Origin of the sequence: Desulfogranum japonicum DSM 18378, assembly GCF_000429945.1 — a bacterium.
Classification (GTDB): Bacteria; Desulfobacterota; Desulfobulbia; order Desulfobulbales; family Desulfobulbaceae; genus Desulfogranum; species Desulfogranum japonicum.
On sequence record NZ_AUCV01000053.1, the window covers coordinates 1 to 25,792 of the forward strand.

The following is a 25,792-nucleotide window of genomic DNA, read 5'->3' on the forward strand; positions in this document are numbered from 1 at the left end:
TGGCGACAACGCTGACATGGGTTTATGCGGCTCGACTGCAAAAGGCGCCCGATCGCAAATATAAAGTTCGCGGCCGTTCCGGATTTGCATTTTCAGATGTCCGAAGAATTATAGCCGAGGCCGCATTGAGTGAGGATTTTCAATCGATTTGCCCGTTACCGAGGCAAAAGACGCAAAAATCTTTTGTCAGAACACTGCTACGCATGGTCGCGTAGGGGAACCGGGATCGGCGATGTGATAATTTCCAGGAAACTTTAGTTACGCATATATATGCAGGTTTATATAACCTCAGAGAAAACATGTGGACACGTCAAAGAGAAGGTCAACTATTCATATGGGCTCATCAAATGGCATTGTTTATGCGAAACTATAGAAGCCCTCTGCCCTAACTTGATGCAGGTTTTGGGGGATGCAGTACTCAAATTTCTCCAATTCTCCCCCTCTTCTCCCCCTAAATTCACCCATCTGAGTATCTCTTTTTCCTTCCTTTGCTTGATTGTTGCGAACTGCTCTTCACTATACCATTTACTCTAATGTTGGAGGAGTGTGTGGTTACCAGAAAATATGGAATGTCTTTGTCTCTGCATTTTGCTGATGAATCGTGAAAAAAGTGAAATGGTCTACTCGTTTCACAGGTGCTTTGTGCGTACCTGAAAGGCAGACAACTGAAGCCAACTACTCTTTAACGGAATGCCTACGTCCCTGGTTAGCGAGCTGGTTCCCTGGCCTGGGGATTACATACTACCAAGAGGAGGAGAGAACATGGAACCGTGGAGTTTGAATACGCTGTTGATATGTTTTGGCGGAGGTATTTTTGGTGCTGCTTTGGGAGGACTGTGGGCGTTTGTCCTTTGTGGTTTCATTGTTCTCGGAGGTTGCTTGGTTGTGCTTGCTGGTGGAGGTGATTTCATTTTGCTGCAAGTCGGTTTGGGCCCAGTTTTTGGACCTCATATCGGATTTTTAGGAGGAGTCATTGCTGTCAGTTATTCCGCGGGAGTAAGAAAAAATCTTCCCTCGGCAACAGGCAAGGATATTCTTTCACCGCTGGTTGGTACGAGTTGGGATGTTCTCTTGGTTGGTGGATTAGCAGCGCTGGCAGCTCATTCACTGTTACAGGTACTGGTTCAGGTTCCTGTCATAAAATCTTTTGATTGCATTGCCCTTTCCATTGTTCTGGTGACCTTTGTGGCCCGTTTGTTGTTTCACCAGGAAATGCCATGGGGTAACACTGCTTCCATTAAAGAGCATGGTTGGCTGGGTACCAGCAATTATGCCATTTCCTGGGTTCCATGGATGTCACCGCCTTCGCGTTTACTGGTTGTCGGTTTTGGTGCTGGAATCCTGTCTGCTGCTCTGGCAATGGGAACCAAAACCGTTCTTGATCCAATGGCTGCGGATGGTCAAATTTCTGGAGCTGCTGCTTTTGTGGTTCCCCTTATTCTCGGCTGGGCTCTGGCTGCAATCTGTCTTGCGGGTTTGAACCTGGCAACAGGAGAAATTCAAAAATTTCCTGTCTGGCATTGCATGGCAATTTTGTCTGCACTTGCCTATCTCCATTTCGGCTCACTGCTCATAGCAGGTCTGGTTGGTATTGCTGCCGCCTTTTTTCAGGAGTTATGCGCCCGTATGTTCTGGAATCATGGTTCGAATCATCTCGATCCACCAGCTGCTGCCATTGCTCTAGGCACTTTTATTCTCAATACAATACATAATTCCATGATGTAAGGGGGAATCTTATGGCGAGTGAACAACTTAAAAGGGTGAAAATCTACATTGGGGAGCATGACACCCATGAAGGGAAAAAACTCTATCACGTTCTTCTCGACACTTTGAAAAATGCGGGAATCGCAGGGGCGACGGCGCTGCGAGGTATTGCCGGCTTTGCGGCTGGAGAGCGTATACATGAGGCTAAACCTCTGCAATCTGAAGAGAACTTGCCGATCATCATTGAGGTCGTGGACAAGGAAGAGCGGCTTCAGGCTGTTCTGCCGACCATCAGTCAGATGGTGACCCAGGGGCTTATTACCGAAGAACCGGTGAATGTACTTGCCTACCATCATCCTTCCTGTGGAGATGGGGGAGATGGGCCGGCTGCTTGTGATCTGTCAAAAAAATAGAATCAGAATGTAACCGTTCACCAGTACCCCATTTTCGTCCGATCAGGCCTCATCGCATAGCCAACTATAGCGAAGAGGCCTGCTTGAACGAACCTGGAGCACTGGATAAACGGTTACAGTTATCGGGTTATGCCGGTTTTTTAATATCCCGATGAATTGTTTCATAAGAACAACGAGTCAGGCTGATGCATGGTATGCCTCATTGTCGATCTGCAGGTCTTTTTGTACGTGAATGTTTTTTTTGTCTCACCCTTAAACCCCCTTTTTGGGGGGGAGGAAATCCTCCTTTCACGGGATTGTTCCTTCAGTCCGCAATAGGTTTAATGGGTGGTACGAAGAATAGACCGCGTGTCTCATGTTTTGAAAACATCATGAGAAATGTTCGGGAGAATCAGACAGGGTGGTGAAGAGCCAGGTATCCCTGTCAACGTGATGTGCAGGCAGGTCCTGCCTGATGTGGGATTGTTCCCCAGTGGATCATCCCTCAGTAATCAGCAAATGAGGCGGTAGACACATACATACTGCACCGCTTCTTCACTCAACTTCGATTCTTAGGGAGGATCACCGATGATTAAAGAGGCTTTAGGGATGATTGAAACCAAGGGTCTTGTAGCCAGTATCGAGGCATGTGATGCAATGGTCAAGGCTGCCAATGTCACCCTGATCGGTCAAAAACAGATCGGTGCAGGACTTGTAACAGCAATGGTTCGCGGCGATGTCGGTGCTGTGAAAGCTGCCACAGATGCCGGTGCTGCTGCGGCTCAAAAAGTTGGCGAGGTTATTTCCGTGCATGTCATTCCTCGTCCTCATACCGATGTGGAAATTATTCTGCCCCAAGGCGCAACCGCAGAGTAAGTGCATTCGAACAACAGACGACACGAACCAGCGAAATTCGGCAGAGACCGAGTAAGAGAACATCCTGGAGGAAAGGCAAGTGCAAGAACAATTGATTGAAAAAGTAATGCAGGAAGTCATGCGGCGCGTTGGAGGAGCAGAGGCAGCACCGGAAACCAAGAAAGAAGAATCTCCGGCAGCTGCAGTCAGAGAAGAATTAGTTCAGGTAACGGAGTTTGTCGGTGCCGGCATGGGTGATACCATGGGTATCGTCATTGCCAACCTGGATTCCAATATCCATGAAATCATGGGTTTTGATAAAAAATATCGTTCCATCGGTGTTATCGGTGGCAGAACCGGAGCCGGACCACACCTGATGGCGGCAGATGACGCCGTTAAAGCCACCAACACAGAGATAATTCGTGTGGAAATGCCACGTGACACCAAGGGTGGAGCTGGTCACGGTAACTTAATCGTATTCGGTGCAGAAGATGTTTCCGATGCGCGCCGTGCTGTGGAAGTTACCCTGGAAGTTCTGCCAAAATATTTTGGTGATGTTTATGCCAACGATGCCGGCTACACCGAGCTGCAGTATTCGGCACGTGCCTCCAAATGTCTCAACTTTGCTTTGGGCGCACCTGAAGGAGCAGCCTTTGGACTCATTCTTGGAGCACCTGCTGTTGTAGGTATGCTGATGATTGATTCTGCGGTCAAGGCGGCAGATGTCAAGATTGTCGGCTATGGCTCACCTGCAAACAATACCTCCCTGACCAATGAAGTGTTTATCTGGGTAACCGGAGACTCCGGAGCCGTGCGTCAGGCAGTTATGGCAGGACGTGATGTGGGCAACAAGTTACTTGGTGCCTGGGGTCAGGAACCAAAGAGTCAGACCACGCCATATATTTAGGAGGTGTGTCCAATGGCAAAACGACAAAAAAGATTTGAGGTTCTGGCAGATCGTGCGGTCAATCAGGACGGCTTCATCAAGGAATGGATGGAAGTCGGTCTGATTGCTCTGGACAGCCCCCAGGACCCGACTCCCTCCATATGTATTGAGCAGGGCAAGGTTGTGGAAATGGACGGCAAAAAACGCGATCAGTTTGACATGATCGATGCCTGGATTGCCGATCACACCATCGTGACTGAAGTGGCAGAAGAAGTCATGGCTATGGATTCATTGACCATTGCCCGTATGCTGGTGGACATCAATGTTCCCAGGAAAGAGATTGTACGTCTTTCCGTGGGCATGACCCCTGCAAAATATGTGGATGTACTCAAACGCCTGAACGTGGTTGAGTTGATGATGGCCATGCAGAAACTGCGCAGCCGAAGCACACCTTCCAATCAGGCCCATGTAACCAATGTAAAAGATTCTGCACCATTGCTGGCAGCTGATGCGGCCGAGGCAACCCTGCGTGGTTTTGCTGAAATTGAAACCACCGTGGGTGTGGGGCGATATGCTCCCATGAACGCGCTGTCCCTGCTGGTCGGTGGACAGACCGGACGTCCCGGTGTACTGGCCCAGTGCGCTGTTGAGGAAGCCCTGGAGCTGACCATGGGAATGCGCGGTCTCACCCATTATGCTGAGACAGTTTCCGTATATGGTACAGAGCAGGTGTTTGTTGATGGTGACGATACACCATGGTCAAAGGCATTTCTTGCCTCTGCCTATGCATCACGCGGTCTGAAGATGCGCTACACTTCAGGAACTGGATCTGAAGTACAGATGGGATATGCAGAAGGCAAATCCATGCTCTACCTGGAGATCCGCTGCATTATGGTGACCAAGGGTGCCGGTGTTCAGGGACTGCAGAACGGTTCCATCAGCTGTATCGGCGTACCAGGCGCTGTACCTGCAGGTATTCGGGCGGTACTGGCTGAAAACGTGGCTACTGTGCTGAATGACCTGGAAGTTGCCTCCGGTAATGACCAGACCTTCACCCATTCACCCATCCGTAACACCGCCAGGATGCTCATGCAGTTTCTGCCGGGAACTGATTTTATTTTCTCTGGTTATTCCGCATCTCCCAACTATGACAACATGTTTGCCGGTTCCACCCATGACGTGGACGACTACGACGATATGTTGGTCCTGCAGCGCGACCTGCAGACAGATATGTCTCTGAACCCGGTAAGTGAGGAAGATGTCATTGCTGTGCGTAACCGTGCGGTACTTGCGCTGAAAGCAGTTTTTGAAGAACTCCGCCTGCCTCCGATTACCGATGCCGAGGTGGAAGCAGCGACCTATGCACATGGCTCGAAAGATATGCCGGATCGTAATGTGCCCGAGGATCTCCGTGCTGTGGATGAGATGATGCAGCGGGGTACAACCGGCCTGGATGTAGTGCAGGCTCTGGCGAAACGCGGTTTCCAGGACGTAGCGGAAAGTGTACTCAATATGCTCAAAGGCAAGGTGAGTGGCGACTATCTGCACACTTCAGCAATTTTTGACAAAGATTTCAACGTTATTTCCGCAGTCAATGATCCCAATACCTACACGGGCCCCGGTACCGGTTATCGCCTGGAAGGAGAGCGTTGGGATCTGCTGAAAAATATTCCGGCTGCCATCAGTCCTGAAGACGTCTGAGCCGCCTAAGCATAGAAGGAGCATTGATCATGAAAATTTCTGAAGAGATGGTCAAGGAGATCATCCTTGAAGTTATGGGCCAAATGCAGCCCCCTGCCTCTGCATCAGCCCCTGCATCGACTGCGGCTCCGGTGCCGTTGAATCTGCGGGAAACAGGTGATGCTGTTGTTGGAAAAGATAAAAATGAAGTGGTGATAGGTCTTCCGCCTGCATTTGGGAACACCATGACCCAGACCATTATCCACATACCTCACCAGGATGTATTGCGTGAGGTCATGGCCGGTATTGAAGAGGAAGGACTCAAAGCCAGGCTCGTAAAAGTCAATCGTACTGCTGATGTGGGCTTTATCGGCCATGAGGCTGCCAAGCTGAGCGGTTCCGGTATTGGTATTGGCATTATTTCCCGTGGAACATCTGTGATTCATCAGCGTGACCTTGCGCCATTGCAGAACCTGGAGCTGTTTTCCCAGGCCCCACTGGTGGAGTTGGAAACATTCCGTGCCATGGGCAGAAATGCTGCCAAGTATGCCAAAGGGGAGAATCCCTCTCCGGTTCCGGTACGTAACGATCCCATGGCGAGACCAAAATACCAGGGACTTGCAGCCTTGCTGCATAACAAGGAAACCCAGTTGGTGGATCGTCATAAATCTACCAAGGAACTCGCCCTGGCGTGATCTGGTGTCTGACACCAGACAATTTTTTTGAGATCCAAATCAATAACGGAGGAAGAGCAGATGGCTCAATCTCAACAAGATACAGCCGCACAGGATGCCATTGCGGCAATGGTCAAGCAGGTACTGGCAGCCATGAATCAGGGAGGGACGCAGCCATCTGCGTCTGCTCCTGCCCAGAGCAGCGGGCACCTTGATGCAAAAAAGGATTATCCTCTGGCTGCCAAGCGTCCGGATCTGGTTCAATCCGCCAGCGGACTGCAATTAAACGATATCACCCTGGAGAAGGTGGTTTCCGGTCAGATTAAGTTTGAAGATATCAAAATTCGACCTGAAACCCTGGAGTATCAGGCGCAGATCGCAGAGAGTGCCGGTCGGCCACATCTTGCGGCAAACATGCGTCGCGCAGCGGAATTGACCCGTGTACCCGATGCCAGGGTACTGGAAATCTACAACTCCCTGCGGCCATATCGCTGCACCAAACAGGAGATGCTCGACATCGCCGCAGAGCTGGAAAATCAGTATCAGGCGAAAATATGTGCAGCCCTGGTGCGTGAGGCAGCGGACGTGTATGAAAAAGCAGGTCGTCTGAAAGCCGCGTAAGTATGCCATGGTACTGATCGCAGGCGTAGACATAGGCAATAATACCACAGAGGTAGCTGTCGCTGAGGTCAATGACCGCGGTGAGGCTACCTTCCGTGGGCAGAGCCTTGTACGGACCATCGGCATCAAGGGCACCATGCGCAATGTGAGTGGTATTATCGATGCTCTGGATCAGGCACTCCAGCCTTTACAGATACCCCGTAAAGAACTGGCCGGTGTCCTGCTGAACGAGGCAACTCCAGTCATCGGAGATGTTGCCATGGAAACGATCACAGAGACGGTCATCACCGAATCTGCCATGATCGGGCATAATCCCACAACCCCCGGCGGTATGGGGCTGGGGACTGGTATTACCAGGAGTATTGCTGACCTGGGTACAGCCTCAACTGATCAGGAATACATAGTAATTGTTTCACGGGAAACAAATTTTCAACTGGCAGCTGACCTGCTTAACCAGGCAGTAAATCGCGGAGTCCGGATCAACGGAGCTATAGTACAGCTCGACGACGGGGTTCTGATTCATAACCGGCTCAGCCAACCCATCCCCATAGTGGATGAGGTGCGTTATGTGGATAGGGTTCCTGTTGGCATGTTTGCAGCTGTTGAGGTGGCCTCCGTGGGCAGGAGCATTGAGAAGCTTTCCAACCCCTACGACATTGCCACACTGTTTAACCTGGAGGCAGACCAGACCAGAAACATCGTACCAATTGCCAGGGCCTTGACCGGTGTACGCAGTGCTGTGGTTATCAAAACACCCCGCGGAGATATTCAGGAGCGAAGAATCCCTGCAGGCAGCCTTACCCTGATCGGCGACAAGGCGACGGTTCAGGTTCCGGTGGACGAGGGTGCGGAAGTCATCATGGACAAGGTTGATGAGGTCCAGCCCCTGACAGAGATCCGTGCAGAGCCTGGTACCAATGTTGGTGGGATGTTTGAAACCGTACGTCGTGTCATGGCTGATCTCACCAATCAACCGGTGGGAGAAATCCTGGTACAGGACATTATTGCCGTTGATACGCTGGTTCCCCAGCAGGTACAGGGAAATCTGGCAGGCGAGTATGCCTTGGGGAACGCCGTAGGTTTAGCCGCCATGGTGCAGACACAGAAACTGCCCATGCAGATGCTGGCCCGTAAACTCCAGGAAGAGATACAGGTACCGGTTACCGTTGCCGGGGTTGAAGCGGAGATGGCTATACATGGAGCACTGACTACCCCCGGAACCAAGGCGCCATTGGCCATCCTTGATCTGGGCGGAGGTTCCACAGATGCGTCTCTGATTCAGGAATCGGGTGTTGTCCGCTCCACCCATCTGGCAGGTGCGGGCGATATGGTGACCCTGCTCATAGATAAAGAGCTGGGGTTGGATGATCTTGATCTGGCTGAGCGCATCAAATTTTATCCCCTGGCTAAGGTTGAGACCCTGTTTCACCTGCGCCACGAAGATGGTTCGGTGGAGTTTTTTGACGCTCCCATGGATCCTCGGTTATTTGGCCGGGTGGTGGTGATGTCTGAGCTCGGCCCCCAGCCTCTGCCTGTTCAGGATCCCATCGGCAGAGTGGCCGAGGTGCGGAGAAAAGCAAAAGAAAAGGTTTTTGTTCGCAACTCGCTACGGGCGTTGGCAGGTGTCGCGCCTGGAGGGAACATCAGGCTGATAGATTTTGTCACCCTGGTTGGCGGATCTTCCCTTGATTTTGAAATACCCAAAATGATTTCCGACGTATTGTTGGAATACGGTGTCGTTACTGGCCGGGCAAATGTTCGCGGCAGCCAGGGACCTCGCAATGCAGTGGCAACAGGACTTGTCCTGACCAGTGCAGGGACAGGATATGGATCGTGAATTTGTTGAACTCATAAGCCAGAAGCCCCTGGTTCCTGTGGTCATGGTTGGCCGAATTGAAAGATCGGTGGTGGAAGCCTTACTCTGGGGTCTGGAGGAAGAAGGCATTCCAGCATTGGAAACAAGCCTCGCCACAGGAAATATACAACAACATACCTGGGAAATTGCCAGGCAATCCAGGTTAAATGTTGCGATCGGGGCAGGCCATGGAGAACAGCAAGTGATCCTGCACCACCGTGATTTACCCACTGCCGAGCCCCTGTTCACTGAGCTACTCGGTGGCCAGGATATGCTGATCTATCGTAGGCTTGGAGCAAATGCAGCACGGCTGATAAAGGGGAATCCATTGGTTTTCCCTGAAGATGATGTGGATGTGGAACCACAGGTGCAAAAGCAAGAGCAGACACCGGCAGCACCTCGACGTATTGAACCTACGGAAGAACTTGTAACCAGAATTATCATGGAAATTGTACGGCAGGTACTCGCCGCCAGGAAATGAGCTCGATTGATAACAGGCAGGAGATATAAAAATGGCTGGAACCAGTTTAGGCATTATTGAAACCAGGGGATATGTAGCAGCAGTGGTTGCCGCTGATGCAGGAACGAAAGCGGCGGCTGTAACCTTTCTAGGCTATAAACGGGTTTCTCCGGCACTTATCAGTATAGCATTTCAGGGTGATGTCGGCGCTGTCAACGCTGCTGTTCAAGCTGGTGTTGCTGCGGCAACTCCTGTGGGTGAAATCGTTGCCAGGCTGGTTATTCCTCGTCCTGATAAGCAGCTTGTTCTTCCCTTCGGACAAGAACCTGAACCTCCCACCCAGGAATCTGCCTCAGGGGATGACCAGCCGGAGCAACCAGCCATGGAGGCGAAAAAGACCGCTTCGGCAGCCAAGCGTTCTAGCGATTCAGCAAAGAAGCCGGCCACACGAACCAAGCGGGCACCCACCAGGTCTACCAGAAAAAAACAGACCACAACCAGACAGCGAAAAACCACAGTGCCTAAAAAGAGCAGTCCTGCACCGAAAAAGGCTGCGCCTAAGCAAGTCGCTCCCGAAAAGGCACCACCAGTTGCAGACACGCCCAGGCAGGCTGCAGCTCCGACAACTGAACCCGCTTCCCGAAAGGTCCAGGAAGACAGTCTGCCGGAACAGGGTGAAAAGAACAATGAATAACAGGTGGTACGCAGAAAAGAATGGTTTTCTGCTCCACATTGCAAACCCTTTGAAAAAATATTTTCCCGGTAAAGGGATATGACGATGAGTCACCTTTAAACCACTGAAAGTCAAGGAGTGAGAACGATGTCAGAACTTCGCACCTATGTGTATTTAGATCGGCTGCAGCCCCAACTCGCAGCCTATATTGGCGCCAATTCAAAGGGCTTCACCCCTGTGCCTGGTATGGCCGCCATGCTGGTGGAGATTGCTCCGGGTGTACTCATCAATGAGGTAACCGATGCCGCAGTCAAGGCAGCCAACATCCGTCCAGGTCTTATGGTTGTTGAACGCCATTTTGGTGTTCTTGAGTTTCATGGTGAGAATCAGGAGGATGTGAAACATGCTGGCTCGGCTGTCCTCACCACCATGAAATGCAAAGAGGTGGATCGCATCAAACCTAAAATCCTCAGTACCCAGATTATCCACAAGGTGAACGCCTATCATTCCCAGATGGTGAACGTCAGCCGCCTGTGCTCTATGCTCTTACCTGGTCAGGATCTTTACATCATGGAGGTTGCTCCTGCAGGTTATATCACCATTGCAGCCAATGAGGCTGAGAAGAACGCCAATATCACCCTGGTTGATTGCCGCGTATACGGCGCTGTCGGCCGTCTCTATCTTGGCGGCAAGCAGTCCGATGTCGAGCGTGCCGGTAAGGCGGCTGAGACTGCTATTCTTAAACTGACCGGACGCGATGTCTGACCTTGCAGGAAGGTGAGCCATGACTGCACCCTCAACCACAATGAGTGAACCCATGCTGATACTCCGTAACAGGTGGTGTAATAACGACCCCGATGACTCGGGAGATAATCCGGTTGAAGCAAGAATACAGGCATTTGCCGATGTCATAGACAACCCTGTGACATCCGCCCAGGGACCTTTATACACAGGAGTAGATCTTGGTACAGCCTATATTGTGACAGCTGTGGTTGATAATGGTGGGAATCCTGTTGCAGGAGCTGTAACCCGTAGCCGATCCAGCGTGCGGGATGGTCTTGTTCTGGATTATGTGGGAGCGCTTACCATACTTGGCGAGCAAATTCGGGGGTTACGTCAACAGGGGTTCGAACTTCATGCAGGAGCTGCCGCTTTTCCGCCAGGAACAAGCGGACGCAACGCAGAAACCTTTGGCCATGTTCTGCAAAGTGCAAACCTGGAGGTGGAGCTGCTTACCGATGAGCCGTCTGCTGCAGCTAAGGTTCTGGATATCCAGGATGGTGCTGTTGTAGATATTGGAGGTGGTACCACCGGCATTTCTGTACTGGAAAAGGGTCGTGTGGTCTACACCGCCGATGAGGCCACCGGTGGAACCCATCTTGACCTGGTTATTTCCGGGCATTTTCACGTGTCCCAGGAAGAAGCTGAGAAGATGAAGTGCGATCCCATGGGGCAACGGGAAGTATTTCCCATAGTTCGGCCCGTGTTCCAGAAAATGGCAAGCATTGTTCGTACCCACCTGAGTAATCATCCGGTGGAGCGCATTTATCTGGTGGGAGGAACGTCCACCTTTCCCTGGATCGAGCAGGTCATTGCAGACGAGTGCGGTATTGAGGTGGTGAAACCAAAATTACCACTGTTGGTCACGCCGTTGGGTATTGCCTTGAGTTGCTGGCAAAAGGTAGCAGGTATTGGTGAACATACTGCAGCATGATTGCAGGCAATGAGAAGGTAGTGGAGATGACGGAACAACAGATTACCAACCTGGTCACAGAAATAATTTCCAGACTGGCCCAGCACATTGGAGCTGACGGCCACAAAGGCTCCGTAGTGGCCGTATTTACAGGTGCCACCGTTGGATTTACCCATGCCTGTGCCCAGGTACGAAATTTGGTCCTGAATGGATATGCGATCCAGTTGGTTCTTTCTGATGCGGCGGAAAATATTTACGGCAATACGCTTCGTGAAGAGCTGGCAGGTTTTCCCCATATCAGTCAGCTGGATACAGATAAATGGTATCAGGCATTGACCGGAGCTACCGGACTCGTTGTGCCGATGCTCAGTCTGAATACAGCGTCACGGGTTGCTCAGCTTCTGGCAGATACTATCCCTGCCAATCTTATGATGCATGCCCTCAGCCTTGGAAAGCCTGTGATCGCAGCAGTCAACGGAGCTGATCCTGCGGATGTTCATTGGGCCAGGCGAGCAGGACAGCGGACAGTGAAGCCTGCTCTTTGCCAGGCAATGCAGGATCGGTTGCAACTCCTGCGTGACTATGGATGTCACCTGGTGGATGTGCAACAGCTGTGTGCAGGATTTTGCGCCTGCTCCGGTAATGGTAGTAAAGAAATAATCTCGGCAGTTCAGACAGCCAGGAATGAGCAAAGAACGAAGAAATCGATCTACAGAATACATGGCAGACTGGTGACGGCATCCCATGTTCAGCGTGCCCGGACGACTGGCCAGAATATCGTGGTAGCTCAGGGGACAGTGGTTACCCCTCTGGCCAAGGAGATGGCAGTTCAACACGGAATTCGGTTGATACGAGAGTAACCCCTGGCAGGTACAAAGAGAGGATCCCACCATGTTGATAGGACAGGTTATAGGCACTGTGGTCGCAACGCGCAAACATGAATTGCTCAGTGGCAGCAGCATCCAGATTGTTCAACTATACAGTCCGGAAAGCAATACTTTTACAGGCAAAGCCATTGTGGCACTGGACGTAGTAGGGGCCGGGGAAGGCGAAACCGTGGTTGTTGTCACCGGGAGCAGTGCACGTATTGCCATGGATAGAGAGAATGTTCCCGTGGATGCAGCCATTGTCGGCATTGTGGACCAGCTCAATGTTGAGCCAATCAAAGGATGATGGGTTACGACTGTGAAAGTGTATACACGAACTGGTGACAAAGGCACAACCAGGCTGTTCAGTGGTGAACAGGTTGCCAAAGATGCATTGCGGGTCAACGTTTACGGAGCCTTGGATGAACTGCAGGCCCAGTTGGGCTTCTGCCGTGCACAGATGACTGACAGCGCATTACAGGAAATACTTTTCAGCGTGCAGAAAATGCTCTTCGTACTCAGTGCTGAAGTGGCGTCAACACCCGAACAGACAGGGCGATTGCGGCAGGTTGTTGAGCAGTCGCAGGTTGATCAGCTTGAAGCATGGATTGACTCATTGACCGGGCAGTATGGATTACCGTCGGGTTTTGTTGTTCCGGGTAGAACAATGGACAGTGCGGCCCTGCATGTGAGTCGTACTATCTGCCGTCGTTGCGAGCGCTTGCTTATTACCCTGCAGAAACAGGAACAGGCGAGAGAGGTCTTGTTGCGATATACCAACCGGCTTTCTGATCTGCTTTTCATGATCAGTTGGGCTCTTGAGGTTCGTGCTGTGGTTATCGCGGCTGTGAAAGAATATCTGCAACGACAGGAGGCCTGCTCGTGAATCATGTGTATCACTGTGCGCAGATCCTCACCCAGGCAGCCAGGGATCAAGCCTTACGCATGGATGTACCCATGGTGATCGCCCTGACTGATCAGGATGGGGCATTGGTACATTTTTTACGTATGCCGGGTGCATTGCCTGCTTCCCGTGCCATAGCCGTTGATAAGGCATATACAGCAGCCACCTTGCGCATGCCCACCCATGAAGTGGGACGTTTGGCCCAGCCAGGTGAAATGCTGTACGGCATCCAGCATTCAGTAGAGGGCAGGGTGGTTCTCTTTGGAGGCGGATATCCCCTTCGATGGCGTGATCAGGTGGTTGGCGCTGTGGGCATCAGCGGTGGGACAGTCCCAGAAGACATGAAAGTGGTAACAAGGGTATTGCAGGCCTGGGAAGATATTCTACTTCTTGCATCTGCTTTGTTGGAGCATCTTCCCCAAGGAATTCAGAAAGAGGGTGTTGAGACTGTAGTTGAAATCTGCAGACTGCTGGTGGAACAAGGAGAGATTACGCCCAAACAGCAGGAAAACGTTGCAGCAGCTGTGGCGATTTGTGCAGATGTACGCTGTATATGAATAATTGATATGAAGGTGAGTAGTATCTGCCCGGGAATATTGTTTTTTGTTCAGGTTTAAGGCGTGGAGCAAAAGAGATATTTCTGGATAGGTACTAAGTAACTGCGTTTTTTATACTAGAGGAGAAACAATCATGGCGCTCAGTGAACAGGATTTGGCCGGAATAATACAAAAGGTATTGACCGAGCTCAATGGCTCATCATCAACTTCAGGTGCGCCGGCTGATTTTGACGGCATACATCAGAATGTAGACAGCGCTGTGGACTGTGCCATACGTGCGCAGAAAGAGTTGCTGAAACTGACGTTGAAAAAACGCGGTGAAATTATAGACGCCATGCGCCAGACCGTTCTGGATAATAATGAGATGCTTGCAGACATGGCGGTGGAAGAAACCAGCCTTGGGCGTTACGAAGATAAGATTCGGGAAAATATTCTCTGTGCAACCAAAACCCCAGGGATCGAGGATATTCAGCCGCTGGCCAAAACAGGTGACGATGGCTTGATGCTGCTGGAGTATGCCCCGGTCGGAGTTATCGGTGCACTCACACCTATCACTAATCCTACCGGTACGGTTATCCACAATAGTATCAGTATGATTGCTGCCGGCAACGCGGTGATTTTCAACCCCCATCCAAGCGCAGTTACCACCAGTTCAACTATACTGAAACTGTTGCATAAAACCATTGTTGATAATGGTGGTCCTGCGGGCCTCATCAGTGCCATTGCAAAACCTACCCTGGACAGTGCCCGTGAACTGATTGAGCATCCTAAAGTCAACATGCTGGTGGCTACTGGTGGTAAGCCTGTTGTCAGGGCTGTGCTTTCATCAGGTAAAAAGGCCATCGGCGCCGGAGCAGGCAATCCTCCTGTCCTGGTGGATGAGACCGCGCATATCCGCAATGCCGCAGAATGCATCGTCAGTGGTGCTTCCATTAACAACAATATCTTCTGTACCTGTGAAAAAGAAGTTGTGGTTGTTGATGAAGTGGCTGATTCCCTAATCAAGTTCATGCTTGAAACAGGGAAAGCCTACATGCTCACCCCAGACGAGGTTGAGAGAGTCACCAAGCTTGTGCTGACAGATAAAGGGAAGATTAATACCAAACTTGTGGGGCGCAATGTTCAGGTTATCCTCAAAGAGATTGGTGTTACCCTGGGTGAGGAATATCGTCTGGCCATTTTTGAAGCACCAAAGGATCATCCCCTAGTCTGGACGGAGCAGATGATGCCCATTCTTCCCATTGTCCGGGTACGCAATATTGAGGAAGGCATTGATTTTGCCGTACAGGTTGAACAGGGAAATCGCCATACCGCTATTATGCACTCCACCAATGTAGACAATATGACCGCCTTTGCAAGAGCTGTACAGACAACCATCTTTGTGAAGAATGGTCCCGCATACGCAGGTATCGGTCTGGGGGGAGAAGGGCATACCGCCTTTACCATCGCCGGTCCCACAGGTGAAGGTATGACATCTGCACGTTCCTTTACCAGGCAGCGACGTTGCACTTTGGTAGAGGGATTCAGAATTATTTAATATCCATCCGGCAACGGCTTTGTCGGAGTCTCGTACCTCGCTGGATGTATTGACGTTTACGTTATGTATAACATGCTATTTTTAGTGGTAACTGTGGACTTCGAAATGAGAATTAACCAGGATGATTTTATAGAAATATGTGGCAGCATACGGAAAAACACTTTCGCAAAGATTTTCTTTTGTTGCGCCACTTACGGAGATTACAAATGAATATTTCACTGGATGATGCACTGGTGCTCATGGCTGCAGCCCGGAAAAAGGCTGATGAAATCGGCGTTCCCATGGTTATCGCCGTGGTCGATACTGGCGGCAATCTTGTTGCTGAACACAGGATGGATGATGCGTTACTGGTATCTGTGGATATTGCCAGAAACAAAGCATATACATCGGTTGCCGTGAAAGTCGCCACTGAAGATCTGGCAAAAGCTGCTCAACCTGGTGAGTCGCTTTATGGCATTCATGCTACGGATCAGGGGCGTATTGTTATTTTCGGGGGTGGGGTTCCCCTGTACCGCGGCGAGACTCTCATCGGAGGTCTCGGTGTTTCTGGCGGCAGTGTTGAACAGGATGTTTCCTGTGCCAAAGCCGGTCAGGCGGCCCTTTCTTTATAGGGATACTGCATGCGGCTTGAACTCATCAAAGCTCCGCAGAAAGATTTTCTGCAGATGATCCGGGCTCACCTTAATACAGGTGAACGGCAGATTATAGGAAATGTACAGTGGGGAGCTGTGGGCCTTATCCAAGCCTCGCTGATCGATCTTTACTGGGCAGCTGACGCAGCAGCCAAGGCGAGCAATGTGACAGTTACCATGGTCAATGGCAATTGTCCCCAACATATCCAGATGCTGGCCATTTTTGGACGGCAAACCGATGTGCAGACAGCCATGGACAAGGTTCGTGAAGGACGCCGTCTGCGTGCAGGAAACAAGGATAAACAGTATCTCCTGTGAGAGCAAAGGACATCCATGATAACAACGGATCAGATCAAGGAATGGGGGATTGTCGGTGCTGGTGGAGCAGGGTTTCCAACCCATGTAAAACTTAGCGCAAAAGCGGGCACTTTTATCGTAAATGCAGCGGAGTGTGAACCGCTTTTGCATAAGGATAAGGAAATTTTACTGCATCATAGCAAACTGTTTTTCACAGGTCTGCGGACCTGTATGCAATTGATTGGCGCGCAGCATGCAATTATTGGTATCAAAGGCAAGTACCAGGAGCTTATAGACTTGCTCCAACCATATTGTACCAAAGACATTACCATTTTCCCCTTGCGCAATTTTTATCCTGCAGGAGATGAGATCAGCCTTATATACGAGACCACTGGCCGGGCGGTTGCTGCGGGCCAGCTGCCCATCACCCAGGATGTGGTGGTGCAGAATGTTGAGACCATCTACAACATTGGGCGGCAGCAGCCTGTTACCACCTCGTTTCTGACCGTTGGTGGTGCGGTTGCAAAAACGATGAGCGTAGAAGTTCCCATAGGCGTGAGTTACAGACAGGTCCTCAGTTGGGCTGAGCCGCTTGTAGAAAATTATGCCGTTATCGCAGGGGGACCCATGATGGGAAAACTCTGCACAGATCTGGATCAGCCTGTGGTGAAAAGCAGTGGTGGTTTACTGGTTTTTCCCAAGGATCATCAGCTTATTCAGCGCCATCAGATCATGGGCGATGAAAAAGCAGTGGCAAAAATCGGTAGAGCTGCCTGCGACCAGTGCTCCATCTGTACGGAGCTCTGCCCCAGGAGTTTGCTGGGACATCCGGTAAAACCACATCTGGCTATGCGTAATCTGATATTTTCCGATGGTGTTTTCAAGGCTGATCAGTCCATGACCCATACCCTTTCCTGCTGTGAATGTAATCTGTGCACCCTCATGGCCTGCCCGGAAGGCCTGTATCCATCACAGAGTTGTATCTATAACAAGCGTCAACTTAGTCAGGCAAAGATAACTCACCAGGGAGGCGGCGAACAGGGCGTGCACCCGTTGATCAGCTATCGTCGCATGCCTATGGAAAAGGTTATGTCCCGTCTGGACCTGAATCGTTTTGTCAACAAGGGACCGCTCATGGATATTCCTGAAGAAATCACAAAAGTCCGTGTGCCCTTGCAGCAGCATATTGGTGCTCCATGCCAACCGTTGGTCAAGCAGGGAGACAGAGTGGAGGCCGGACAAAAGATCGCTACCTGCAGTACCAACCTGGGGGCAGAAATCCACGCCAGCATTGCCGGAGAAGTGGTTATGGTTGATCAGGTTGCTGTAACCATTGAAAAGAAAGCAGAACTGGCGCAATAATCAGGTGTGCTGTAATCACTTACCTTTGATAAAGAATTCAGGGCGCCTTGTAATCAAGGTGACCGCTATAACAATATACCCTGCAACAGGGTGAGAATCAGGGATACAACACAAGATGCATACAGCTGTCGGAATTGTTGAATTGTCCAGTATTGCTGCAGGATTCAAAGTGCAGGATGCCATGCTCAAGGCTGCGGACATAGAGATACTGAACGCACGGACCATCTGCCCAGGGAAATATCTGGTGGTGGTTGGTGGCCGTACTGCGAACGTGCAGGCTGCAATGGATGCTGGCAAAAGAAAGAGCAATGGCTTTGTGGTTGATACCCTCTATCTGCCAAATATTGATGAACGGGTTCTGCCTGCCCTTTCAGGATGCGTACCCCTGCCTGAAAATTATACCAGGGCATTGGGGGTAATAGAAACTTTCTCCGCAGCAGGATGTCTGGAGGCGGCTGATGCTGCAGTTAAAGCTGCCCAGGTAACACTTTTGCGGGTACACCTTGCCATGGCCATCGGCGGCAAGGGGTTTTTATTACTTTCCGGCGAGGTTACCGCCGTTGAAACAGCGGTTGAGGCTGGCTGCATGCGCATTAAAGATAACGCGACGCTGGTAAATCGCGAAGTAATTACGGGTGTCTCCAAGGAGCTTTTTCAGGAATTTATCTGACGTACAGGAGGTGAACATATATAAGCTACTGGCATTCTGGAAAAATATTCTTATACTGGTAATATGTTTCCTACGAGAATATTGATATATCCGGAGCGTATCCATGAGTGACCACAGCGAAGCGACCTATAAAGGCTGGAAAATAGATGTACAAAACAAATCTGTGAGATGTTCCAATTTTTGCTTTGATATCACCAGTCCGAAAGGACAATCCCATCACGTTGAAATGGCTGGCGATACTGAACAACGTGCCCTGGAAAGAGCTAAAGAGATGATAGATCTGGAACAGGCTGTTGATGATTATCAGGATGAATCCTGATAATGATTGGCGGAAGCTCTTCTCCACCTTAAGAATTCTACTTTTATAAATACAACAAAAATCTGGTAGCTTGATTTTTCTCTGAAGATTTACTCAAGATTGAAACTTGAGTGAAATTTTTATGTATGAACAGATAGTGATACATTTCAGAGAGGCTTATTCAATCTGTATGTCTGGTTGCTGTAATCATAACAGGGAAAATGAATATTACAGCCAGTGCCAGATGAAAATCAGTGGAAACCAGGGCGAGCTACATGGAAAATCATGAAAATTGTGATGATATGATATAGTACGACATAACTTGACATATCACAATGAGGAGCAGAAACAGATCGTGAAGATTATACAATCAACGATCAACAAGAGCCAAAGAGCATTGCCAAAAATTTTCACCTCCCAAGTTCTCGCCTCACTCTGTCTATTCTGTTGTATCTTCTTATGTCAATCACATCATGCAGTTGCGGATTATTCTGATCCGGTTCTCAATCTTACTCAAGAGGAAATATCTTGGCTTGATGCAAACAAAGATACCATTAGTTATGGTCCTAATCCGTATTGGCCGCCAGGTGATTATATGGAGGATGGTAAGCATAAAGGGATCGTATCTGATTACATAAAAATCTTTGAAAAAAAACTCGGTATTACCTTCAAAAGAGTCCTGTACGATAATTGGGAAGATTTTTATCATGGCATGATGACTGGTGAATTTGATTTCGTCGGTGCTGCTCAAGAAACTGAAGAGCGCAAAAAAGTTCTCGTCTTTACGAAGCCATTTTTAAAGACACGCCTTGCTGTAATGACAAGGGCCAACAGACCAGCCCTGAATGACCTGAATGACCTGAATTCCCTGACCCTTGCAGGAATAAAGGGGTATTCCAGTTTAGACTATGTCCGATCAAAATATCCCGGCGCAACGATTGTTCCATGTGAAGACGATTTGTCAGTCTTGTTAAAGGTATCAGCTGGCGCAGTCGATGGGGCGATTGTTGACTACATGATGGCCAGCTATCTTATAGATAAGTATAGCATCACAAATATAAATTTTGCTGCGGAATTGGATTTTCATTGGGATCTGCGATTTGCCATTACCAAGAAAAAACCTCAACTTCGCTCAATCATCGATAAAGTACTTGATACTGTAAGTGAGGAAGAACGCCAGGAAATTTATCATAAATGGGTAAATATCAAGCTTGTACGCAAATCAAGCTTTGTTGAGCGTCACCTGAAAAGCATTATTGGACTCTTCTTGTTTATCCTTTTGGCTCTTTTTATTGTTATTTTGTTCAATCGATATTTAAAGAAACAGGTGGATAAACGTACAGAAGAATTGCAGGCAAGCAGTGATAAGATCCGGGAAAGTCTCGACCTTTTTCAATCGGTGTTTGAGTCGGCAAACGTTGGTAAATCTATCACCCTGCCCACTGGAGAGATCAATGTCAACAGAGCATTTGCCGAAATGCTGGGATATCAGCTTGAAGAACTGAAAGGCAAAAACTGGCAAGAGCTGACCTTGCCCGATGACATTCCGTTGACGGAACGTCATATCGCTCCCTTGATGGAAGGAAGTGAAGACACCACCCGTTTTGAAAAGCGATACACACACAAAGACGGCAGCATTGTCTGGGTAGATATCAGTATTACCGTTGTGCGTGATAGACAGAACCGTCCACGCTATTTTATCACCACAAATATTGATATCAGCAAACGTAAGCATGCTGAAAAAACGTTACGACACCGTGAGCTGCTTCTCGGTGAAATGGAACGAATCGCCCATATCGGCGGCTGGGAGTTCAATCCAGAAACGGGGAAAGGGAGTTGGACTGACGGGGTCGCTAGAATTCACGATCTCGACCCGACCGACAAAACGAGCATGGAAATAGGATTGAGCTTTTATCAGGGCAAATCACGGTTAAAAATCCAAAAGGCGATCAATGAGGCTATTACATCCGGCAAATCTTATGATCTTGAGTTGGAGTTAGTCTCTGCAAAGGGTGTCCATAAATGGATCCGAACCATTGGTAGTCCTATTGTTAGAAATGGCAAGGTGCTGTATATACGAGGTTCTTTTCAGGATATCACTGATATTAAACATACTGAAAAAGCATTACTGGAAGCATATGATATTATAAGTAGGAGTTCTTCCATGGCCTTTACCTGGAAGAGTGAGCATGGACGGCCGGTGGAATTTGTTTCTGAAAACGTTGAAAAGATTTTTGGTTACACTGCAGAAGAATTCTACTGTGGAGAGGTATCGTACTTTGATTGTATTCATGCTACAGACTGGCCACATGTAGAAGAAGAGTTAGCAGAAGTGAGCAACCAGGTCGAGATTGAGGAATTTGTCCACGAACCTTATCGCATTATCGCTAAGGACGGGGCTGAGAAATATGTTAGAGATTGGACCTTCGTTGTAAGGAACGATGCTGGAAAAATTACTCATTACAAAGGAATTGTAGAGGATATCACAGAACAACTGAGCTTGGAAGCCCAGTTGAGACACGCCCAGAAAATGGAGGCTGTGGGGCGATTGGCCGGTGGCGTGGCCCATGACTATAATAACATCCTGGGGGTTATTATCGGTTATGCTGAAATGGCCCTGGATAAAGTAGAGGATGGGACTTCACTGAAGAGAGATCTCAAGCAAATTTACAGTGCAGCCAACCGATCCAAAGGCATTACAAGGCAGTTGCTGGCATTTGCCAGAAAGGAAACCATTGCACCTGAGATCCTTGATTTGAATGCAACTGTGGAAGATATGCTCAAAATATTAAGAAAGCTTATTGGCGAGGATATTGACCTTGCCTGGCATCCAGGCGATGCCATCGGAACAGTGCTGATGGATCCTTCCCAGCTGGATCAAATTTTGGCAAATTTGTGTGTTAATGCCCGCGATGCCATCTCTGACGTTGGAAGAATCACAATTGAAACAGATAGAATGGTAATCGACGCTGATTACTGTGCAACTCACCCCGAAGCTCAGCCTGGGGAATTTGTTCTTCTGGTTGTGAGTGATAACGGTTGCGGTATGGAGCAGGGGGTTTTGAATAATATATTTGAACCTTTTTTCACCACCAAAGGTTTGGGGGAGGGAACTGGCCTGGGGCTGGCTACAGTCTATGGCATAGTAAAACAAAATAATGGTTTTATCAATGTCTACAGTGAACAGGCGGAGGGGACAACGTTCAGGATTTACCTGCCCAGATATTCAGATAACATTTCCAGCAGTCAAAGGGAGACCGTAAAAAAGGCTGTCAATGGAAGCTGTGAAACGGTGTTAGTTGTTGAAGATGATGCCTTTATTGCTGAGTTGGTTGCACAAATCCTTGCCCGTCACAACTATAAAGTATTGCAGGCAGCAAGCCCTTCAAAGGCACTCCAGCTGGCCAAGTCGCATTCTAGGGAAATCTCTTTGCTTATTACCGATGTGGTTATGCCTGAAATGAATGGACGAGAGTTAGCTGATCAAATCAAAAAACTTTGCTCTGAAATCAAATGCTTGTATATGTCAGGATATACTGCCAACGACATCGAACGACGCGGAGTACTTGACAATGGTGTACGATTCATTCAAAAGCCTTTTTCCAGCAGGGATTTGCTTATCAAGGTGAGTGAAGCTTTGAAAAATGAAGCATAGTAACCGTGTACCAGTACCCCCATATTAGTCCCATCAGGCCTCATCGCTGCTTTTTTATCCCCCCTGGTGAACTGTTACGAAGCATGATAGTAGTACCTTGTCGGAGAAACTTCTTTTCTTAAAGGAGTCTGTAGGTACCTGATCCACGTACTTCACGGAGTCTTCGCTTACCTGCGAAAAAACACGCTTGCCCAAATCTGAAGCACCGGTGACCAGTTACAACTCAGAACTAATTGAAATAGCAGTGTTGTTAACCCCGTTATCAGTTACGTCTGAAGGCGTGTGAGCACAAAGAGATAGAAGAATCGGCTCATTTCCATTGATTCCTTCTCTTTTTATACCTTAAATCGGCCGACAAGTTCATTAAGATGACTTGCCATATCCAGTAATTCAGCACCATTCTGTTTGATGCGGTCACTTCCCGAGGCCATCTGGTCTGCAGCTTGATTGACCTGTGCCACTTCACTTGTGATTTCTGCTGCTACGCTGCTTGTTTGATTGACACTTTCGTTGACTTCTTGAATACCTTGTGATGCCTGTGAAATGTTGTCGGCAATTTCCTGGGTTGCCGAAGCCTGTTGCTGTATTGCTTCAGCTATCCCGCTGATGATGCCGTTGATTTCTGTGATGACTCCAGTAATTTCTTCAATCCCGGCAATGGTTCCACTGGTTGACCCCTGGATGCCTTCAATTCTCTGCCTGATCTCGTATGTTGCTTCAGATGTTTGCTTTGCCAGGTCTTTTATTTCATTGGCAACAACCGCAAACCCTTTCCCTGCCTCACCGGCTCGTGCCGCTTCAATGGTGGCGTTTAATGCCAGCAGGTTAACCTGTTCAGAAATTTCTGTTATTGTTTCCAGGACTTTGCCGATTCCTGAAGCTGCTTCGCTCAGGCTGTTCATCTGTTGGGAAGATTCTTCTGCCCGCTGTACACCCGTATTAGAAATGGCTCGTGCTTTTTCTGTGTTTTTTGAGATTTCATTGATAGTTACAGTCATTTCTTCTGAGGCACCTGCGACCATATTGGTATTGGTACTGGATTCTTCCATGGCAGCAGCTACATTGGTCATATTGGCACTCATTTCTTCAACAGCGGCCGCAACGGTTGCTGATAAGGTGGAGGTGTCTGTAGCATTTGCCGACATTGTATCTGAAAGATCTGAAAGTTGGGTGGATGAATTGTTCAACCGTTTGGAGTAGGTGCCGATTTCTGTTATAAGATTCTGTAGTTGCTCCATGAATTGATTAAAACACTCTGCCAGTTTGCCGACTTCGTCCTGACTATCGACTTGCAGACGTTTGGTAAGATCTCCTTCCCCCTCAGCAATTTCCTGCAGACCATTCACTACAGCGTTAATTGGTCCGGTGAGTTTGGCGGAGAAAAAGAGGGATGAAAGAACTGCCAGGAGCATGACGCCACTTATCCACGCAAGTATAGTAAGCATGGTGGCTCGGGCAGTTTCTTTGAGTTCACTTTTAGGTATGAGTGCAGCAATTATCCAGTCTGTTTTTTGTGAATGCAGTGCATCCAGCTGATATATTTCATCGTCAATGGTGGTGTTGAAAGTTATCTGCTCATTCTCTAGAACTCTATCAACATCGGGAATGTCAACATCCTCAAACTTTTTCATATTATGTTCGGGATTGTGAGGGTCAGCCAGTACCAGTCCCGATTTGTGCAACAGCATGGCATATCCATTTTCACCTATTTGTATTTGGTTCATGATCTCTGTAAGCTTGGCGGAGCTTACGTCAATAGCCATGACCCCATATGTTTTTCCTGAAGTATTGGAAAACGTTCGAGCATTACTGACGATGAGAGACCCCGTGACAGAGTCTGTATATGGATCAGTACGGATAATTTGTCCATTGGAGGATTGAGCCTTGGTATACCATGGGCGTACACGTGGGTCATAGTTGGTGAGTTTGGAAGTCGGCTACTGAATATATCCACCGTCTTCAGTACCCATGTAGACGTACAGAGTTCCAGGATGGGTTTGGGCATAGTTATCAAATGCCTCATAAATCTTCTGTTCGATACCACCGTTTTTTTCAGTTGTCATCATTACACCGTCTGCCGTGGTGTAGCTGGTGATAGTATTGTCAGCAAGCTTGAGAAGAGCATGTTCTGCAAACATGTCTATATTGTTGTCAAGGTCTTCGTAAAAGAGTTCCAGCGCCATATCAATGGTTTGCATCTCCAAAGTGACACTTCGGCGGTAGTCGTTTTTTACAGATTTATTTACCAGAACACTTACCACAGTGATAACAGGGATAGCGATAACAAGAATCAATGCTACCGAGTAGAAGACTACTTTGGTTCGTAAGGATTTCAGCGCCATAATATTTCTCCATGGTTACGGCTTTTCACAACAAGTAAAAAACAATGAGATATGATGTGGCGATGATAGCCATGCCTTAAAGTATGTTATCATATGACATTTGCGAGATCCAAATTATATTTTATTCCCAAGGTTTCCGGCATTACCCCGATTCAAGCATTTTGAAATTCTTTTCCTTTCAGCCTTGAATTGACCGGAGAACGTCATCCCGGTATATTTATGGAATCGTATCCAATCTGTAAGGGAGATTCCATGAAGACATTGGTTATACTGTGTTGTATTCTTTTCACATCCCTGTCTGTGCAGGCTGCAGAGGTATTGAAAATAGGTACTCTGCTCATAGAGGATGTGGTGCCCATGTATGTGGCAGAACAGGAGGGGCTATACAGTCAGCAGGGCATCAAGGTTGAACTGGTTCCCTTTCTCAGCGCCTTGGAGCGGGACAGTGCCCTGACAGCAGGTGCCATCGATGGTGCTCTGAGTGATCCTGTGGGATCCATACTTCTGGATCAGGGAAGAAATCAGGTTAAAATTACCTCTCTTTGCCTGGGTAAAACCCCGCAGGAAGGTGTGTTTGCCATCCTGGCTGCACCCAAGTCTGACCTGAAAACCATCGAACAGCTCAAAGGTGTGCCTATCGCTGTGTCCAATGCCACTATCATAGAGTATGTCACTGACCGCCTTTTGGTAGAGCAGGGATTTTCTGAAGAGGAAATCGAAAAGATTGAAATCAAGAAAATGCCTATTCGTATGCAGATGCTGCTTTCCGGAGCAGTCAAGGCTGCTACTCTTCCTGAACCTCTGGCATCTGTGGCCCGGACCAAAGGAGCGATACAGATTCTGGCCGACGATCAGGCCGCTGAGAGCCTCTCGCAGACCGTGCTTATCTTTCGTTCGCAGGTATTGGAACAGCGGAAAGATGATGTCTCTCGATTTTTTGCAGCCTATGGCAAGGCTGTTGAATTGATCAATGCGTCTCCGGAAACCTATCGAGCGCTGTTCGTGGAAAAAGGCAGAATCCCTCCTGACCTGGCCTCGAATTATCCCATTCCCACTTATCCGCCGCCACAACCTTTTTCCATTTCCCTGTATGCTCCGGTCATGGATTGGTTAACCGCTAAAGGCGTGGTAAAGCCTGTAGCCTACGAGTACATGGTATATGGGGATTTTCTGTAAACG

Annotated in this window: 26 protein-coding genes and 2 pseudogenes; 25 read left to right on the forward strand and 3 right to left on the reverse strand. The window is 48.8% G+C overall.

Annotation, left to right across the window (positions count from 1 at the left end; genetic code table 11):
• The 24 genes and pseudogenes from G493_RS34070 to G493_RS32510 all read left to right on the forward strand — a co-directional run.
• Positions 1-215, forward strand: a pseudogene (locus G493_RS34070) (IS701 family transposase); the annotation flags it as partial.
• Between the two features lie 547 nt (positions 216-762).
• Positions 763-1,725, forward strand: a complete 963-nt coding sequence (locus tag G493_RS0119135; protein ID WP_028581696.1) for a hypothetical protein — start codon at positions 763-765, stop codon at positions 1,723-1,725.
• Positions 1,726-1,736: 11 nt separating this feature from the next.
• On the forward strand, positions 1,737-2,117 hold the full coding sequence (locus G493_RS30170; RefSeq protein ID WP_035275214.1) for a DUF190 domain-containing protein: 381 nt from the start codon (positions 1,737-1,739) through the stop codon (positions 2,115-2,117).
• Positions 2,118-2,684: 567 nt separating this feature from the next.
• The gene (gene eutM, locus G493_RS0119145; RefSeq protein ID WP_028581697.1) at positions 2,685-2,972 is read left to right on the forward strand and encodes an ethanolamine utilization microcompartment protein EutM; all 288 of its coding nucleotides are present in this window, start codon (positions 2,685-2,687) and stop codon (positions 2,970-2,972) included.
• A gap of 79 nt (positions 2,973-3,051) precedes the next feature.
• Entirely contained in the window at positions 3,052-3,858 is an 807-nt protein-coding gene (gene pduB / locus G493_RS0119150) for a propanediol utilization microcompartment protein PduB (RefSeq protein ID WP_028581698.1), read from the forward strand.
• A 12-nt stretch (positions 3,859-3,870) separates the two neighbouring features.
• Positions 3,871-5,538 carry a propanediol/glycerol family dehydratase large subunit gene (locus G493_RS0119155; RefSeq protein ID WP_028581699.1) on the forward strand — a complete coding sequence of 556 codons (1,668 nt, stop codon included), beginning with the start codon at positions 3,871-3,873 and terminating at the stop codon, positions 5,536-5,538.
• A 29-nt stretch (positions 5,539-5,567) separates the two neighbouring features.
• A complete protein-coding gene (locus G493_RS0119160; RefSeq protein ID WP_028581700.1) occupies positions 5,568-6,212 on the forward strand; it encodes a propanediol/glycerol family dehydratase medium subunit in 645 nt (214 codons plus the stop codon).
• 60 nt (positions 6,213-6,272) lie between these two features.
• Positions 6,273-6,812, forward strand: coding sequence for a diol dehydratase small subunit (locus G493_RS0119165; RefSeq protein WP_051309591.1), 540 nt, complete (start codon positions 6,273-6,275; stop codon positions 6,810-6,812).
• 7 nt (positions 6,813-6,819) lie between these two features.
• Complete coding sequence (locus tag G493_RS0119170; protein ID WP_028581702.1) at positions 6,820-8,649, forward strand: diol dehydratase reactivase subunit alpha; 1,830 nt, start codon at positions 6,820-6,822, stop codon at positions 8,647-8,649.
• Positions 8,639-9,148: a glycerol dehydratase reactivase beta/small subunit family protein gene (locus G493_RS30175; protein WP_051309593.1), complete on the forward strand. Its 510-nt coding sequence runs from the start codon at positions 8,639-8,641 to the stop codon at positions 9,146-9,148. The genes G493_RS0119170 and G493_RS30175 overlap by 11 nt, the downstream gene beginning before the upstream one ends.
• 31 nt (positions 9,149-9,179) lie before the next feature.
• On the forward strand, positions 9,180-9,821 hold the full coding sequence (locus G493_RS33080) for a BMC domain-containing protein (protein WP_084813668.1): 642 nt from the start codon (positions 9,180-9,182) through the stop codon (positions 9,819-9,821).
• Positions 9,822-9,947: 126 nt separating this feature from the next.
• The gene (locus G493_RS0119190; protein ID WP_028581703.1) at positions 9,948-10,565 is read left to right on the forward strand and encodes a hypothetical protein; all 618 of its coding nucleotides are present in this window, start codon (positions 9,948-9,950) and stop codon (positions 10,563-10,565) included.
• Positions 10,566-10,584: 19 nt separating this feature from the next.
• Complete coding sequence (gene eutJ, locus G493_RS30185; protein ID WP_205623720.1) at positions 10,585-11,514, forward strand: ethanolamine utilization protein EutJ; 930 nt, start codon at positions 10,585-10,587, stop codon at positions 11,512-11,514.
• On the forward strand, positions 11,511-12,353 hold the full coding sequence (locus G493_RS0119200; RefSeq protein WP_028581704.1) for a flavoprotein: 843 nt from the start codon (positions 11,511-11,513) through the stop codon (positions 12,351-12,353). The genes eutJ and G493_RS0119200 overlap by 4 nt, the downstream gene beginning before the upstream one ends.
• A gap of 31 nt (positions 12,354-12,384) precedes the next feature.
• Positions 12,385-12,666 carry a EutN/CcmL family microcompartment protein gene (locus G493_RS0119205; protein ID WP_028581705.1) on the forward strand — a complete coding sequence of 94 codons (282 nt, stop codon included), beginning with the start codon at positions 12,385-12,387 and terminating at the stop codon, positions 12,664-12,666.
• 12 nt (positions 12,667-12,678) lie between these two features.
• Positions 12,679-13,245, forward strand: a complete 567-nt coding sequence (locus G493_RS30190; RefSeq protein ID WP_051309595.1) for a cob(I)yrinic acid a,c-diamide adenosyltransferase — start codon at positions 12,679-12,681, stop codon at positions 13,243-13,245.
• Positions 13,242-13,820, forward strand: coding sequence for a GlcG/HbpS family heme-binding protein (locus tag G493_RS32505; RefSeq protein ID WP_051309597.1), 579 nt, complete (start codon positions 13,242-13,244; stop codon positions 13,818-13,820). The genes G493_RS30190 and G493_RS32505 overlap by 4 nt, the downstream gene beginning before the upstream one ends.
• A 133-nt stretch (positions 13,821-13,953) precedes the next feature.
• Positions 13,954-15,357, forward strand: coding sequence for an aldehyde dehydrogenase family protein (locus G493_RS0119220; RefSeq protein ID WP_028581706.1), 1,404 nt, complete (start codon positions 13,954-13,956; stop codon positions 15,355-15,357).
• Positions 15,358-15,563: 206 nt separating this feature from the next.
• A complete protein-coding gene (locus G493_RS0119230; protein ID WP_028581707.1) occupies positions 15,564-15,968 on the forward strand; it encodes a GlcG/HbpS family heme-binding protein in 405 nt (134 codons plus the stop codon).
• Between the two features lie 9 nt (positions 15,969-15,977).
• Positions 15,978-16,307, forward strand: coding sequence for a BMC domain-containing protein (locus G493_RS0119235; protein WP_028581708.1), 330 nt, complete (start codon positions 15,978-15,980; stop codon positions 16,305-16,307).
• Positions 16,308-16,322: 15 nt separating this feature from the next.
• Positions 16,323-17,648, forward strand: a complete 1,326-nt coding sequence (locus G493_RS0119240) for a 4Fe-4S dicluster domain-containing protein (protein WP_028581709.1) — start codon at positions 16,323-16,325, stop codon at positions 17,646-17,648.
• Positions 17,649-17,763: 115 nt separating this feature from the next.
• Positions 17,764-18,318 (forward strand): BMC domain-containing protein, encoded by a 555-nt coding sequence (locus tag G493_RS0119245; RefSeq protein WP_035275217.1) that lies wholly within the window; start codon positions 17,764-17,766, stop codon positions 18,316-18,318.
• A gap of 103 nt (positions 18,319-18,421) precedes the next feature.
• Positions 18,422-18,637, forward strand: a complete 216-nt coding sequence (locus tag G493_RS0119250) for a hypothetical protein (RefSeq protein ID WP_035275218.1) — start codon at positions 18,422-18,424, stop codon at positions 18,635-18,637.
• Between the two features lie 334 nt (positions 18,638-18,971).
• Positions 18,972-22,271 carry a PAS domain-containing protein gene (locus G493_RS32510; RefSeq protein ID WP_153306590.1) on the forward strand — a complete coding sequence of 1,100 codons (3,300 nt, stop codon included), beginning with the start codon at positions 18,972-18,974 and terminating at the stop codon, positions 22,269-22,271.
• 335 nt (positions 22,272-22,606) lie between these two features.
• Here G493_RS32510 and G493_RS30205 read toward each other — a convergent pair whose 3' ends face one another.
• The 3 genes and pseudogenes from G493_RS30205 to G493_RS0119265 form a co-directional block, all read right to left on the reverse strand.
• Positions 22,607-23,902, reverse strand: coding sequence for a methyl-accepting chemotaxis protein (locus tag G493_RS30205; RefSeq protein WP_332308228.1), 1,296 nt, complete (start codon positions 23,900-23,902; stop codon positions 22,607-22,609).
• A gap of 3 nt (positions 23,903-23,905) precedes the next feature.
• Positions 23,906-24,184, reverse strand: a pseudogene (locus tag G493_RS34440) (cache domain-containing protein); the annotation flags it as partial.
• Positions 24,185-24,208: 24 nt separating this feature from the next.
• Positions 24,209-24,613 (reverse strand): hypothetical protein, encoded by a 405-nt coding sequence (locus G493_RS0119265; RefSeq protein WP_028581712.1) that lies wholly within the window; start codon positions 24,611-24,613, stop codon positions 24,209-24,211.
• 252 nt (positions 24,614-24,865) lie between these two features.
• Here G493_RS0119265 and G493_RS0119270 point away from each other — a divergent pair, with 252 nt between their 5' ends.
• Complete coding sequence (locus G493_RS0119270) at positions 24,866-25,789, forward strand: MetQ/NlpA family ABC transporter substrate-binding protein (protein WP_028581713.1); 924 nt, start codon at positions 24,866-24,868, stop codon at positions 25,787-25,789.
• The last annotated feature ends 3 nt before the right edge of the window (positions 25,790-25,792 follow it).

What these genes read in the sequence shown, in the direction of transcription:
- G493_RS0119135 (WP_028581696.1), top strand. Translation starts at nt 763, where the DNA reads ATGGAACCGTGGAGTTTGAATACGCTGTTGATATGTTTTGGCGGAGGT.
- G493_RS30170 (WP_035275214.1), top strand. Translation starts at nt 1,737, where the DNA reads ATGGCGAGTGAACAACTTAAAAGGGTGAAAATCTACATTGGGGAGCAT.
- eutM (WP_028581697.1), top strand. Translation starts at nt 2,685, where the DNA reads ATGATTAAAGAGGCTTTAGGGATGATTGAAACCAAGGGTCTTGTAGCC.
- G493_RS0119155 (WP_028581699.1), top strand. Translation starts at nt 3,871, where the DNA reads ATGGCAAAACGACAAAAAAGATTTGAGGTTCTGGCAGATCGTGCGGTC.
- G493_RS0119160 (WP_028581700.1), top strand. Translation starts at nt 5,568, where the DNA reads ATGAAAATTTCTGAAGAGATGGTCAAGGAGATCATCCTTGAAGTTATG.
- G493_RS0119165 (WP_051309591.1), top strand. Translation starts at nt 6,273, where the DNA reads ATGGCTCAATCTCAACAAGATACAGCCGCACAGGATGCCATTGCGGCA.
- G493_RS0119170 (WP_028581702.1), top strand. Translation starts at nt 6,820, where the DNA reads ATGGTACTGATCGCAGGCGTAGACATAGGCAATAATACCACAGAGGTA.
- G493_RS30175 (WP_051309593.1), top strand. Translation starts at nt 8,639, where the DNA reads ATGGATCGTGAATTTGTTGAACTCATAAGCCAGAAGCCCCTGGTTCCT.
- G493_RS33080 (WP_084813668.1), top strand. Translation starts at nt 9,180, where the DNA reads ATGGCTGGAACCAGTTTAGGCATTATTGAAACCAGGGGATATGTAGCA.
- G493_RS0119190 (WP_028581703.1), top strand. Translation starts at nt 9,948, where the DNA reads ATGTCAGAACTTCGCACCTATGTGTATTTAGATCGGCTGCAGCCCCAA.
- eutJ (WP_205623720.1), top strand. Translation starts at nt 10,585, where the DNA reads ATGACTGCACCCTCAACCACAATGAGTGAACCCATGCTGATACTCCGT.
- G493_RS0119200 (WP_028581704.1), top strand. Translation starts at nt 11,511, where the DNA reads ATGATTGCAGGCAATGAGAAGGTAGTGGAGATGACGGAACAACAGATT.
- G493_RS0119205 (WP_028581705.1), top strand. Translation starts at nt 12,385, where the DNA reads ATGTTGATAGGACAGGTTATAGGCACTGTGGTCGCAACGCGCAAACAT.
- G493_RS0119220 (WP_028581706.1), top strand. Translation starts at nt 13,954, where the DNA reads ATGGCGCTCAGTGAACAGGATTTGGCCGGAATAATACAAAAGGTATTG.
- G493_RS0119230 (WP_028581707.1), top strand. Translation starts at nt 15,564, where the DNA reads ATGAATATTTCACTGGATGATGCACTGGTGCTCATGGCTGCAGCCCGG.
- G493_RS0119235 (WP_028581708.1), top strand. Translation starts at nt 15,978, where the DNA reads ATGCGGCTTGAACTCATCAAAGCTCCGCAGAAAGATTTTCTGCAGATG.
- G493_RS0119240 (WP_028581709.1), top strand. Translation starts at nt 16,323, where the DNA reads ATGATAACAACGGATCAGATCAAGGAATGGGGGATTGTCGGTGCTGGT.
- G493_RS0119245 (WP_035275217.1), top strand. Translation starts at nt 17,764, where the DNA reads ATGCATACAGCTGTCGGAATTGTTGAATTGTCCAGTATTGCTGCAGGA.
- G493_RS0119250 (WP_035275218.1), top strand. Translation starts at nt 18,422, where the DNA reads ATGAGTGACCACAGCGAAGCGACCTATAAAGGCTGGAAAATAGATGTA.
- G493_RS30205 (WP_332308228.1), bottom strand. Translation starts at nt 23,902, where the DNA reads ATGAAAAAGTTTGAGGATGTTGACATTCCCGATGTTGATAGAGTTCTA.
- G493_RS0119265 (WP_028581712.1), bottom strand. Translation starts at nt 24,613, where the DNA reads ATGGCGCTGAAATCCTTACGAACCAAAGTAGTCTTCTACTCGGTAGCA.
- G493_RS0119270 (WP_028581713.1), top strand. Translation starts at nt 24,866, where the DNA reads ATGAAGACATTGGTTATACTGTGTTGTATTCTTTTCACATCCCTGTCT.